Source organism: Ehrlichia muris AS145 (genome assembly GCF_000508225.1).
GTDB classification, from domain to species: Bacteria; Pseudomonadota; Alphaproteobacteria; order Rickettsiales; family Anaplasmataceae; genus Ehrlichia; species Ehrlichia muris.
On sequence record NC_023063.1, the window covers coordinates 923,104 to 937,392 of the forward strand.

The 14,289-nt window shown below is 29.6% G+C and carries 10 protein-coding genes; 1 reads left to right on the forward strand and 9 read right to left on the reverse strand.

Features of this window, described 5'->3' with window-relative positions:
- Positions 1–67: 67 nt before the first annotated feature.
- The 5 genes from MR76_RS03570 to MR76_RS03590 form a co-directional block, all read right to left on the reverse strand.
- Positions 68–3,346 (reverse strand): hypothetical protein, encoded by a 3,279-nt coding sequence (locus tag MR76_RS03570; protein WP_024072331.1) that lies wholly within the window; start codon positions 3,344–3,346, stop codon positions 68–70.
- Between the two features lie 749 nt (positions 3,347–4,095).
- On the reverse strand, positions 4,096–4,785 hold the full coding sequence (locus tag MR76_RS03575; RefSeq protein ID WP_024072332.1) for a hypothetical protein: 690 nt from the start codon (positions 4,783–4,785) through the stop codon (positions 4,096–4,098).
- A 1,017-nt stretch (positions 4,786–5,802) separates the two neighbouring features.
- Positions 5,803–6,045 (reverse strand): hypothetical protein, encoded by a 243-nt coding sequence (locus MR76_RS03580; RefSeq protein WP_024072333.1) that lies wholly within the window; start codon positions 6,043–6,045, stop codon positions 5,803–5,805.
- A 647-nt stretch (positions 6,046–6,692) separates the two neighbouring features.
- Positions 6,693–7,064: a hypothetical protein gene (locus tag MR76_RS03585; RefSeq protein ID WP_024072334.1), complete on the reverse strand. Its 372-nt coding sequence runs from the start codon at positions 7,062–7,064 to the stop codon at positions 6,693–6,695.
- A gap of 1,503 nt (positions 7,065–8,567) precedes the next feature.
- Positions 8,568–8,999 (reverse strand): hypothetical protein, encoded by a 432-nt coding sequence (locus MR76_RS03590; protein ID WP_024072335.1) that lies wholly within the window; start codon positions 8,997–8,999, stop codon positions 8,568–8,570.
- Between the two features lie 78 nt (positions 9,000–9,077).
- On the opposite strand from MR76_RS03590, the gene MR76_RS03595 reads away from it, so the two are divergent.
- A complete protein-coding gene (locus MR76_RS03595) occupies positions 9,078–9,632 on the forward strand; it encodes a DNA-3-methyladenine glycosylase (RefSeq protein ID WP_024072336.1) in 555 nt (184 codons plus the stop codon).
- 68 nt (positions 9,633–9,700) lie between these two features.
- Here the strand turns inward: MR76_RS03595 and MR76_RS03600 are convergent, their stop codons facing one another.
- The 4 genes from MR76_RS03600 to MR76_RS03615 all read right to left on the reverse strand — a co-directional run bounded on the left by MR76_RS03600 (position 9,701) and on the right by MR76_RS03615 (position 12,740).
- A complete protein-coding gene (locus MR76_RS03600) occupies positions 9,701–10,507 on the reverse strand; it encodes a hypothetical protein (protein ID WP_024072337.1) in 807 nt (268 codons plus the stop codon).
- A gap of 49 nt (positions 10,508–10,556) precedes the next feature.
- Positions 10,557–11,237: a hypothetical protein gene (locus tag MR76_RS03605; protein ID WP_024072338.1), complete on the reverse strand. Its 681-nt coding sequence runs from the start codon at positions 11,235–11,237 to the stop codon at positions 10,557–10,559.
- 79 nt (positions 11,238–11,316) lie between these two features.
- On the reverse strand, positions 11,317–12,018 hold the full coding sequence (locus MR76_RS03610) for a hypothetical protein (RefSeq protein ID WP_144445936.1): 702 nt from the start codon (positions 12,016–12,018) through the stop codon (positions 11,317–11,319).
- Positions 12,019–12,032: 14 nt separating this feature from the next.
- A complete protein-coding gene (locus tag MR76_RS03615) occupies positions 12,033–12,740 on the reverse strand; it encodes a hypothetical protein (RefSeq protein WP_024072340.1) in 708 nt (235 codons plus the stop codon).
- Positions 12,741–14,289 lie beyond the last annotated feature (1,549 nt).

The following is a 14,289-nucleotide window of genomic DNA, read 5'->3' on the forward strand; positions in this document are numbered from 1 at the left end:
AGAAATAAAATATAAATGCTGTTTTTTTAAAAATTCAATGCTTCGATAACACCTAATTATAAAATTATTAACCAAAACTCGGTTGCTGCATATGAGACTTATCAACATTTGTTCTACTGCTGAATATATCACTTACCCATCCAGTAGCAATACTAGGAGTAGTCGCCTTAATTATTTCGTTTACACAACAATGTTTAACATCATCATGAACAATATCAACTTTACATGTTTTTAAATATTTTCTTATTATTTCCTTAGATTTGAAGTGTAGCTGCTTTTCCAAAAAAGTATTTAACCCTTCTATATGAGTTAATACTTTAGCTTGTAATTTATCTTTATGGAATAAAGAACAATTTTTCACTACTTTATCTTCTAGCTCTTCTTTTGAACATTTTCCTATTCCTCTAATAATTAATTCATGTGTAACAAATACTTTATCAAATATAATAAGTGCTATGTCACTAAAAGCTCTATCACATCCATTTTTTAAGAACGTATCTTTCACTAAACAAGCAATTTGAAGTTTTACATTATCTTCTACATCACTACGTATATCTTGAAGTTTTAACTGGTAATCAACAGAAGATCTACCTTGATCTGCATACGTCCTTTGAAAAATTTTTTCTAAATCTCTCATAGATGAAACAACTATTCTTTTTCCATGTTTATTCCACAGTATAGCTCTCTGCATTAATACCCATTCACTAACAACATTCCGTACAATATTATCTGTATGCTTAATGCGTGAATTAGCGATATAATTCACTTCTCTACATCGAATAGCAGCTTTAGAATCCTTATTGTACTGAGACAATGACTTATGCATTATACAAAACCGATCATTTAACACATCATGTAATACTCCAACACCACGAATTAACACTCGACCTATACTGGCTTCTGGTAAGATAATAAGACCGCTTTCTAACCAGCACTTGTTTCGCCTCTTATATTCAGCATCTGTAGCACTACTTTTATTTCTCCTAACACCTAAATTTTCAGTAGCCGTGGGTCTCTTACCGATAGATGCATGATCCATCATACTAACAGCACATTCTAAATCAGGTCTAGAACTTTGCTCGTGAATAGCAGATGCACTTCTCCTTAACGCTCTATTATGATGTACACCCTTATAACAAGCACCTTCATACTTACGTCTAACACCTGCAATACTAGAAGTATTTTCCATAGAGCATTTTGTTGTTATATCTACATCATTATCACTTGAGTCCTTACATTCCCCCAGAACACTAGACTTTTTAGGTATACGCAGACTTTTTCCTACACTTCGCTGATTACTTTTAGAAGCAGAAATCTTTGCCGTCACTCCTACTGTTGGATTAACATCTTTAGATGCAGAACATTTAACCGGTATAGAACCAATACTTTTAGAGCCTTTGGATGTAACTAAATTAGTACGTTCAAATGTAGGAGATTTACCTGGTACACAACTAACACTTTTAGGTCCTTTGTGTGCAGCTAAATCAGTACGTTCAAATGTAGGAGATTTACCTGGTACACAACTAACACTTTTAGAGCCTTTGGATGTAACTAAATTAGTACGTTCAAATGTAGGAGATTTACCTGGTACACAACTAACACTTTTAGAGCCTTTGGATGTAACTAAATTAGTACGTTCAAATGTAGGAGATTTACCTGGTACACAACTAACACTTTTAGAGCCTTTGGATGTAACTAAATTAGTACGTTCAAATGTAGAAGATTTACCTGGTACACAACTAACACTTTTAGAGCCTTTGGATGTAACTAAATTAGTACGTTCAGAACAAGAAGTATTTTTTATTAAACTTTTTTTCACACCCATTCCGCTTGATTCACCAACCTTAACTGAAGCTCTAGATCCTTTAGAAATAGAACCACTAGCATTAGGCTTATGAACTTCTGCTTGGATAGTTGTTGTATTTCTCGATATAGGAGTCATTTTCTTACTTTCAAAACACGCTCTCTTTTTTACTAATAATTGACTACCATTCCTCCATCCTTGAGATAAATTACGATTAACCACACCAGCATTGCAAGAAACTCTACCAGATTTTACTGTTTGTGTTATTGCTGGAACTACTGCAGACGATGTATCACTTAGCCTCCTAATACCATGTACCACTTCTTCACTATCAGTTATTTCTCCTGAACAAGGATCAGGCAAACACTTTGTAATACCAACCCGCATACCACCTCTACAGATAGTACCCATATCTTGTTCAGTACCCACTACGCTAGACTCAGTTATACCTGACCTTTGAACAACACCCTGCACACTCTCCTCCTGATCATATTCATCCTCCATAGCTGATGCAATCTCCTGAGGATTAGAAACTCCAGGCTTAATATCACTATGTAAAACATTAGAAATCTGATTTTTCATATCTATTAAATCTCCTTGATTAATAACAAAAACTGTATTCCCTTCTAATTCTTCACAAGTTTGTAAATCCAAACCGATACTTTGTAACATCAAACCGTTAGTACCAATATCCCCCTTTACATTGCAAAATCCAAGAGTAGGCAATCTCACCATTTCACGTAAAATATTGCCTGAATAACTAGAATAAAAAGGACTCATACTCCTAAATTCTGCATATATACTAGGATTTACTACAAACTCTGAAAAGCTAAAATCAGAATTATTTAACACAAGTTTACTACTGGAACGTAACATGGGATCAAATGTGTAAGATACAAGATTATTGTCTTCTGTTCCTAATGAATCTAACCTAATACAACTACTATGGACTGTATTACTGCCACTTATTGGATTTAAACCAGAACTACAAGCTTGCACTTTTACAACTTCATTATAAGAATTACTCCTTCTATTCCGATAATCAAAACCAGACAATACACTACTTTTAGTAGAGATATAATCATCTGAAGCATCAGAACATGAAAAACTCTCATCAGAAATCTCTTGACCAGAATATCTCCTAATATCTCGAGTATCTCTTGCTATAACTGCAGGACTATAAGTTTTAGGTATAGAACACAAACTATAGTAATCTACAAGATAACTATCTTCTTGTAAATCAGCGCCAGCCATATCAAAATCGCTTAAACTTTCTGCATTATCCATTTCCTGTCTTTCTTCTACATATTCACTTTCGGAAGACATATCATCGCTCTCCTGAGTATCATATGAATCAGAAGGTATGCTATAATGCATTTGAGAACTACATGAATCAGCAAGATTTTCCTCCTCCTGTCGGTTATTTTCGATTGAAGGAATATTTCTATTGTTATTGCAATCCTTTACAAAGTAAAGCAATACACAAAGTAGTAGTAGTAGTAATATTATTAGTATTACAATCACCAACACATTTGATTCCATAATTTATAAACTTTTTATGCTATAATTAGCATATACAGTATCTTTATTATGAATGCAACATAAAACTATATTATATATAGTATATTTTCACTAAAATTTTAAATTTATTTCTTAATTAAGAGAAAAATCTATGCTTATAGTAAGACACATACACAAAGAATCATCCCAAACATAACAAGGATTTTTGAATATTTAAGCAATTAGAAAATTTATATTCTTAGCAATTACCATCAGTACAAAAGACTACATATTCATTTGAATAGCAAACAAATATCTATCAAAACTCATTTAGCGACACAAAGAACCTGAAAGTAATAATTGTGTGCTAATTACATCTTACAAACTTGTAACATATTAGCAGAAAACAACAAAAATATACACACTTCAATATTAGCCTATTAGTTACCAGGAGATCACGCACTTATTAATTTTAATCTATAACAAAATAATCTATGTACTGAACATTGTCTTATAAATATTATAATAGAAATAGAACTCCTTTCATAACAAGACACAACAACAATACTAAAGGTTTTATGACACAAATCTTATGTTATTTGAATACAACTATATAAATAAATATTTTTACTAAATAACATTTCTCAAGAATACAGTATATTTGTTTATCAACATATTACAACTAACAATATACTAAGATCCAACTTAAATAAGGTTACCTATATACAGCACAGCTCTATCTTGCTTAATATGAATTTAAAGAATCATAAATTTTCAAATAAACAACTAACTTACTTAGCAAGACCTAACGATGAACTATCTACAGCACTTGCTGCCTCTCTTATTCCATTAAAGATAAACAATTTACGCTCACTTTCAGTAATAATAGATTCGATACTAAAATTATAAGCAGTAAGTGCTTGAAGATTATCTCCCTCCTTAAACATCTCGTAAACATAGCCTTTCATTTTCTGTCCTAATTGACGTAATTGCTCATAATTATTAACTACCTTATCGTAGATCTCTTGAGAAGCCATCACAGATCTTTCTGATTCGTCTAATGCTGCATCTAGAGTAGTTTTTATCTCCTGAGAAAGACAAGAAAGATCCTTATAACACAAGTTCATGTTCTGTCGTAAATTCACTACATCATCAGAATGGTCCTCAGAATACCCCACAATATTCCTAATTAAATCCTGATAACAATATACAGAAAATAATTGAAATCTAAGATCTCTCATTACAGAAATAAGATTAGCCGCAGTTCTATATTCAAAACTCTGCATAACAAAAGTTGAACGAAGATAAGTATGCGGCGGCAAAATACCTGGAGCTTCAACAGTCGAGCCTCTTGGTATATCATGCTGTGGTACATGCAATTTAGGTTTTAATAAAAACCTCATTAAATAATACAATACAACTGCAAAGAACGCAACTACAAGTATCCCCACAACTAAACCAACTATTTCTGAAGTATCCATAGTATTACCCTACGTTAACAAATATTGACATACTAATAACAATATCCAAATAAACTAGTGCTATGTAACTGAACAGCTTTTTTTACCCTAATTAAATGGTACAACTTAAATATTAAATTATATATAATTTATATAGGCTTTTTTCCACATTTTGAAGAGGATAATAACGAGATGCTTTTTCAAACCCTAATAAACATTGTAATGAATTGCTATTCAATTCTTGCTTATGATAATGTTTATCAATAAGCTATTAGGAGCACCTAAATATTAAGTTCATCCCTTATCAGATATATTCAAGGTAGTAATTTGCCATTTACTATGGCATATGTCAATGTAGGGTTTAATCAAGCTTATCAAAATTTTGTACTGGTAACGATTCATCAACATTCATTAAACAACCAGAACATTATAATAGTTCCTCATTAGTATATCTTTTTGATATAGTTTTATACTCCATCTCATCTCTTGCAACCTTGAAAGTATTTTTTCCTCCAGAATGCTTATTTTATATATTCTAAAGCACAACCACTATTATTAGTTTTTCATTATAAAATCACAGAGAAAACAATTTTTAGTTAATAAATCTCCACCAGGAACCTATTTATTATTTTAAACCATGTACTCTTGTACATTAAGTAGCAATACAACATAATAAAAGGCAATAGAATTATCATAACTGAGACAAGATTAGATTACCACCCATATACTATATAAATAGTATACTCTCCTAAAAGTTAATTTTGGGAATGTTATTCAATGTGTCTTTAGTACATCACGTATTAAACAATATGTAATTTTGTCAGATATAGAATATTCTATAGTGAAGCCATAACTAATAAAACTCTTTCTTATTATGTTTTTGATCATCAATTGACTTTAGAATAGTAGATAGTAATACCACAAGATACACTGGCTTATAACGTACATAAAAAAACTACATAACAATTTTACAAACTCATTATCCTTTAACAGCAGTATAAAAATTAGATTATCAAAAGATTTGCTGTATAACATTAATTACTTAAAACAATTACATATCACTATAACTGGCCAATTCACTACATCATTATTTATGATATAACCTGTATCTGAAGCTGGAACACTATAAAATATTTTTTGTACGTTACCCTCAAAACATACATATTTTGCTGCACAATCTAATGTTCGATCTATCAAAACCTCAATATAAAAACTTACACTCGAAGTAAGATCAAATTTTAAAAATACTTGACTTATTATATCACACTTTAACCTATTCATGATATCAACAAAACTTTTATAAACCTCTAAGTGATATAAAGTAGGAAATGAATTTATAGAATTCTCCTTTTATAGCAACTACCGTGTTACTAAACCTTTCATAAAATTTCTGTCTTATTTCATTCCATTTTTGCATTGTTACTCTAGGCTCAATATACTCATGTAACTTACAATTACTAATATACTTTTCCTAAATTTCAAATACGTGATGAAAAACTTCTACCTCCAATTTCTCTAGGAGAATAATGAACACAACAAACATCAGAACTACATTTGAAAGAATACCCTCTAACTATTACCCATGATAAGCAATAGAGTTACTGCCATACACCCCCACAATTATGCATCATATAAATTATGCTTACTACAAATTTGACAATAAATAAGTTAATAAAATTAATCAGAACTAATACTATAGTACCATAAACATTTAGATATTCTTCCAGAAAAAAATATATTAAGTTATATTATTAATAGCAAAAATACGATAGCATTAACTAAACAGAATATCTATACAACGTCAAGCAATAACCTACTATAAAAACACTCTACAAAAAATCTATTTTTAAAGCATTGTATAAAAACAACCAATAGCATTATACCACTTGATAGAGAAAGTAATAAAAAGATCTAATAATGTAAAATCATTAACTCTTTGTTTGAGAACCCGATCTTACACAACAATCAATATCAATCACACTACTCAAACATATACTGCCACTTTGACAGTCACCTTCCATATTTCGTTCATTAACTGCTAACCTATCTTGGACAATACCATCTGCATTTACGTCAACTCTTTTCTCTAACTTATCAATCTTATCATACAGCATGATGGCATTAGCACCTGCCTCAAGCGCATTGTCTTCAGAACATGACATTCTGTAATTTAGCTGCTGGATTTTATTTTCCATATTTCTCATACGACGCAACATATATATCATTATGGCAGGCATTATTGCTAAAACTAATATAATAGTTACCATTAAGGTAACCAACATCGCATCTTGATAACTCATAACACACTCTTTTTAAAATTAAAATCTACTGATTTATACTAACAACTACCTATATTAACTATCTTACCCAAAGTCAAAATATATGAACCAATCTACTCTGATAGACAGTCACATGTACACCTACTGCCATGAATATCTAATACATAAAATAATACCTAACATATAACAACTTTCTGTAGCGTATTAATTTAGTAAAACATGTACACTTCACCATTTTTAAACACACCATAGAATACGAAATAGTATAATATACAAGTAATAAATTTATTAATTCACTTATCACAGATATTCAATTAAAAAGATATTATCACAACATATTTATATTTAGAACTTATAGATATAGCATACAACTTGGAATTTTTTCATATCACTCTCTATCCAGAATTACTATGATACAAGTCTCATTATTTTGCTTCTTTCAAATCATGAGTTAGAAACACAATAGATTGCTATAAATTATTATCTACTACTTTTGACATAATAACTTAACATCAATAACATCCCAAACAAGAATTTCAACCATTAGACTTATACATTATCTATAACACTTTAATAGACTTAACTGTATTTAGTTATTGATATAATCAACCTTAGCTTAAAAAGGAACACCTTTCTTACAGAATAATCAAGAAATTACAACTTCTAATTTTTAAAAATTCAGCATTTATTCAAAAAAGTAGCATCTTGCTAACAAAATAATTTGCATTGATTGAAAAAAACGTATTCTTAAATCATATAACTGAAGCTAAGAATAATATAGTTAATAAAACTACTATTCTCTGTAAATTACTTAAAAGATCTTAGCAGCTTTTATTATTAATGATATTTAGTTGAAACATCAGCAAGTTAGAATCTGCTATACCTAGTGCAGGAAAAAAACAATACCTTATATTGAGATTTAATTTTTAATAAATTGTTATTTATTTCATAAAAATATACTAATTATAGTATATTTTATTTGCAAATATTACACCAATTTTTGTTGTATGGTTTCTTCTTGAGTAAGAACTTACTTTTCAATAAAGTGCTATATTAAGTATATTCATAACTATAAAAACCTTTTATCTTATTTTCCTACAATATACCTAAAAAACACATGCGATATTACTATCTATTATTAGAAGTAAATCAATTAACCAAAAACATCATAGAAAAAGACAAATCTTTTTCATTATAGCTTCACTTAGGAATTTGTATATCTAACAAAATTATATATTATTCAACACATGATGTACTAAAGAAACATTGAACAACATTAGCAAAATTAACTTTCATACATAACATTTACTTCGTATATATTTTACACAATTACTTTACTATCAATTAAAACTTATACTACAACACTTATAAAAGCATATACTAGCAAACATTACATTCATAATTAAAAACAATACTCATCATGTTATTGGATCATAATAAATATTTTTAAAATAATCGTAATATTCTTAATGCAAAGACACTCGTAATATATGCACATATGAGATGGAACTCTTCATCATAAAACTAAGAACAATACATAGATATAATTTCACCCTTCCATTTTACAAGTATTTCAACTATAAGATTTGATAAATTAACTACATTATCCCAATTAATAATCAACAGTATAGTATTAACTAATAAAAAAATCATATGCCAGTACAGTAGCTGTTTATTTCTACGTAACCAAAAATTAAATAATCTCTCCAACAGAGTATTATTAATATTCTTTAATTCATTTACTTTTTCAATGATTTTTACTTCTTGTATATTGGGTAATTTTAAATAATCCGTAGTATTATCAATAATATAAGAAAAACTAACTTTGTATTCTTTTAACTGTATACTTAAACTATCTACTACAATAAACTGCGCAACTTTAGATACGATATTATAAGCTTTTTTAAATTTATCCACTTTCTTATCATTGATATTTACTTTTTTCTTACCATCCATTCCGAAGCCTCACTATTGACAAAATAAAGTATGCTATTAGTATATCATAAACAAATTATTTTCTAGTAGAAATATACAGTGTCATGTTATATACTCAAAAAGCCTTTTTATGAACAATCATCACTCAATGTTGCAAGTAAATTACTTGGGAAAAGACTATCATTCAACCAATATCAAGGAATAATAACAGAAACAGAAGCATACATAGGTCAGGATGACCCGGCTGCACACTCTGCACATGGGTATACAAAGCGTACTTCTGTAATGTTTGGCAGTCCAGGATTTTCTTACGTTTATTTTATTTATGGAATGTACCACTGTCTTAACGTTGTAACTGAAGCAAAAGGGTTCCCTGCTGCAGTACTTATTAGAGGAATAGTACTACTATCTGATAATCAACCCAACACTGTAATTAGCGGTCCAGGGAAATTATGCAAAATTCTTAAAATAACAAAAGAACATAATAATATAGATATTACACAAAATAACAACTTCTGCATTTGTAAAACAGATATTGACATAGATAACTACATATGCACTCCCAGAATAGGAATAAGTAAAGGGAAGGAAAAATTCTGGAGGTTTGTAATTCCAGATGTAACCTTTCTACTGAATATCAAGATAAAAAGATAAATAGTAATTAACATAAACCCAGAATCAATAACCTAATGTTTTTTGTAAATCTGTTACATAAAATAATGTTATACAGTAAGTTCTGCAGGAATTATTGGATAAATTAGTGGATATTGAACTTCTTTTTCCATCTCTATTATCCATGGAGGAGCTGTTGGCATAACTTTTTCTATAAATGGAGGAGCTGTTGGCGTAACTTTCTCTATAAATGGAGGAGCTGTTGGTGTAACTTTTTCTATAAATGGAGGAGCTTTTGGCTCAACTTTTCTATTTTCTACCGTAATATCTGTTGTTTTTGCTTGTCCATTAATACCCTGCATACCACTTTCAAAACTTTCAGCTGCTAACTTGATAAGATTTATAGCTGCAGCTTCTTTTTCATATCTATACATTTTTAAATTTACAACATAATGAGCACATCTTATTAAGTAACATATACAAAACACAATATCTTCATCACACTTATAACCTAATTCTTGCAGTATTCCCAATTCTGTTAACTGACATTCCTCATACTCACTGAATTTTAAGCAACCGTGATAGATATTTATCTTGCTCGCTAATATTATCGCACCAGCAACAAAATGCATTCCATAAACAATATACACGTCATTATTGTATAAACGCTTCAAATGCTTTAATTGTTTGTACATAGAATCCATTGCACTAGTAACTTTTAAGAGATCATTACTATGAAACTGACCAAATCCTTGACACTTTACTGAAAATTTATTACTCATTTCTTGAGAACTAACTACATCAGCCCTTACCATTTTCATTCGACAACACACAGCCAAAATAACCACTGCTATTATCAAAACTACAATAACACTTAACAGCATATAGAAAAACATATAGCCAATTTTATTTTTCATAATATTTCTTCTTTAAACTGATGTTAAACTCACTTTTATAGGTAATACTTTATACTCGACACAGTGGTGGGGAATGTGGCTCCAATCTAATTAGCATATCTTCCAATTCTTCTTTATTCTTCTCCTTAATAACCTCCATACCGCTCTTAAAAATTTCAAAAGCTGCCTTGATACGATACAAAATATTACTATCTTCCTTCTTATAACTACAAAAATCTTCCATCCTACATTCAACACAATCAATAGCATCTTTTACTAACTTGAATATATCAGATATAATAATATTTTTATCACATTCATAAGCTGGCTTTCTCAATATTCTCCATTCTATTAATTGACTTTCTTGATCTGCAGTCAATTTTAGACCATCTTGATACATATCTATCGTACGTGATAACATAATTGCACAAGAAATAAAATCTATTCCAAACATAATAACACGATCATTACCAGGATGTAGACTTTTCCAGTACTGGAATTGCTCTAAAATATAGTTCATTGCATGAGTAATTTTTAACAAATTCTTATCATACAATGGATCACATTCTTTAAGCCTGGCACTCAATATTTCGCCTACTCTTTTTTTAGCAGCTCGGCAACTTTTTTGCCTCCGAACCTCTATACTATCAGTACAAACAAGTACTATACCTGCAATCAATATAGCAACAATAATCATCGCGATCATAGCCATCAAGAAATAGAAATTCTCATATTTTATTATATCTTTCATTATATCACCCTTTATTAAGTATTAATACTAAATTAATTAATTTATCTTAATTAAAATACCTGCTTCATATAAAACAACACTACAAAACCGGATAGATCTTCCGATATTGAGTCTCATCTTGTGCTTTCACCAATACAGGAGGAGCTGCATCCGTTATTAGATTAAAAACTTGCCCATGTACTGCTGCTTCTTGTTTCTCAATAGCCCGCATATTACTTTTAAAAACTGAAAATGCTCTCTCTACAGAATAACGAATAACCATATCCTCCTCAGAATCAACATCTATGTATTTAACACAACCACTAGCACGTTCTACTAATTTAGATACATCATATCTAATAACATTTTCAGCACATTTATTACTTATATTACTTGGTGCCATCAATATTCCTAACTCTTTTAACTTATGCTCTTCAGCACTAGTTAATTTTTTGTTATCTTGATACATATTTATTGTACGCGATAACAGGATCGCACGATACATATCACACATTCCATAATCAATAACATTGCACCTAGGATGTGTATCTTTCCAACACTGAAATAGATATAATATACAATCCATTGTATCAGTAGCAGACAATAAACTTCTATCACATTCTGGCCTAAATGGTCTACTCATCAAAAAATCAGATACTTCTTCTGCAGCCAACGCACGAGCGCGTGACACATTAACAGAACGACGTATAGCACAAACAACTGCCAGTACTATTAAAATTATCACCATATTTAATATAAGAGCCATATATACCAAAAACCAGGCATCACTTGTATTTTTCACTGTAATCTCCTCTATTAATCACTAATACTAAATTTATTAACCATATTGTAACTATCACACACGTTATATGCTGATACCAGCTGTGATACATTAGACCTGCATGAGCATGATGTTGATTCATTTTCTGCCTTAATAGCTTGCATACTACTGTCAAAAATTTCAGAAGCTGCACTAATACGGCACAAAACTCTCCTTTCCATTTCAGAATCACATGACCAATATTTAGATACAATATATCTAACAACACGCTCTACTGAGCGTTCTATCTGAAGTCTAGTAACACATTCATTACATCCATTACCTTGCTTTGTACACACTATTAACTTCTTTAACTCATTAATCTCATCTGTACTTATTTCTCTAACACTTTGATACATACCCAGCCTATACGCTACCATTTTTGCCTTAGCAAAAAACAACTCTGCATTCTCTACATACAAACTATTAGGTTCTAAAATTCTCAAACACACCAATTGATCTGAAATATAATCCATTGCATGAATAACTTTTACAAGATTCTTATCAAGATTCTCATTATGTGATAGTTCAAATTCTTTAAGTTTTATATTCAATGCATCATATACTTCTTCCCGAGCAGATTTAGAAATATTCACCATATTTACGACATAACACACAATAGCAACAATTAGTGCTACTACCCAAAATATAGCAACAGCTACTGCAACATATGCAAATATATATGTACCCATTATATCTCTCATTACATCTCCCTTTATTTAAAATTAATTAATATTAATTAATTTTAGATTAAGATATTTACTTTAGCAAGTCTTTTATAATTTTTCTGATTTTTGACTTTAACTTTACTATTACTAAAGATAAAGACTTTTCCAACATAAAACCCACTATTAACTACTTCCTCTTGTTACGTAAATAACCCACATTACCACGTTTACAACATAGAATGTCCTTCTCTATTTTCGGCTTCCTTGAACACAATACGCAGAAATATGAGCTTCCACACACATGCTTAACAGCAGGTGTTACTAGACTCACATACCCAGATTTAGAGCATGATCAAGATCTTTCATGTTAATTGTCTGTTGCGGAATACTTGCAATATAATCCTGGATAACCTCCTGGTAAATACCTAACTTATAAACCGCTACCTTTGCAACAGTAATAGCCTAATACTCCCTTCTGACCACATGAACTACTAGATTTTAAATTATCCAAACATATAAATACCCAAATTATATAATTCACTGCACAAGCAAATATATAGAAGAATTTCACCTTACATCACATGATTCTTTTAATAAATTTACTTATATTAATAATATACTAGATCTTACAATAAATCAATTTAATATTTTAATGCTTTATCTAAACATGATTCTTTTAATAAATTTACTTACATTAATAATATACTAGATCTTATAATAAATCAACTTAATATTTTAATGTTTTATCTAAAAAATAAAATCTCTATTAAAAATCTTATATTAATTTATAATGTCCTTAACAAAATACAACAAGTTTTGTAATTAATACCTTTATTAGAATTCAATACGCACAAACATTGACCCTTGATATTAGAAAATGTGTCACAGCAACATCTTTCCCTACAATTAGGAAGTTGATCTATGTACTTACTTTAACCTCATCAAAATATCTATCTAATAGATTTATTATTAAATTCTATACGATATTTATGTAATAAAATCTCTAAGCTTTTCCTTTAACTTCTAAAAAACAAGGAATATATTTGAAAAAGCCATAAGGTCATAACATTTTATACAAATTTAAATTATTAACGATTTAAAAAAATTATGCACAGCTCTATACATAGTAATACACAAAATATATAGATACCGTATTACAGCATAGATTAACGTTAATAATCATATATGTACTTTCAGCACAAAGTGAGTATAGTACAGAAAATCCTAAAGCTATGCACTTGAAAAACAGCTTTTCTACAAAGCTTGTCATAACACAATAAATGTTAATCAACTATAAAATTCAAAAAATAACGCCCCACAAAGTCCGGAATTTCATTTTTATAAAACAAAAATTTTAGAATATTTATTATTATTAAATAGTTTATCCTTGTATAAAAATATTTACTATACCATTACTCATGTAAAATGTTGTAAATCGACTTATATCTTAGCAATAAACTTTTAGAATCTGGTTCACTCTATCTTCCACTCTTACTACTAACTTAATATGCACGTTATGTTAATAAATCTCAAAATACTTCCTATACCCCATATAGAATTAAAATCTGCTCGTCGTATGTAAAAA

Coding starts and splice junctions, on each gene's coding strand:
- MR76_RS03570 (WP_024072331.1), bottom strand. CDS start 3,346: ATGGAATCAAATGTGTTGGTGATTGTAATACTAATAATATTACTACTA.
- MR76_RS03575 (WP_024072332.1), bottom strand. CDS start 4,785: ATGGATACTTCAGAAATAGTTGGTTTAGTTGTGGGGATACTTGTAGTT.
- MR76_RS03580 (WP_024072333.1), bottom strand. CDS start 6,045: ATGAATAGGTTAAAGTGTGATATAATAAGTCAAGTATTTTTAAAATTT.
- MR76_RS03585 (WP_024072334.1), bottom strand. CDS start 7,064: ATGAGTTATCAAGATGCGATGTTGGTTACCTTAATGGTAACTATTATA.
- MR76_RS03590 (WP_024072335.1), bottom strand. CDS start 8,999: ATGGATGGTAAGAAAAAAGTAAATATCAATGATAAGAAAGTGGATAAA.
- MR76_RS03600 (WP_024072337.1), bottom strand. CDS start 10,507: ATGAAAAATAAAATTGGCTATATGTTTTTCTATATGCTGTTAAGTGTT.
- MR76_RS03605 (WP_024072338.1), bottom strand. CDS start 11,237: ATGAAAGATATAATAAAATATGAGAATTTCTATTTCTTGATGGCTATG.
- MR76_RS03615 (WP_024072340.1), bottom strand. CDS start 12,740: ATGAGAGATATAATGGGTACATATATATTTGCATATGTTGCAGTAGCT.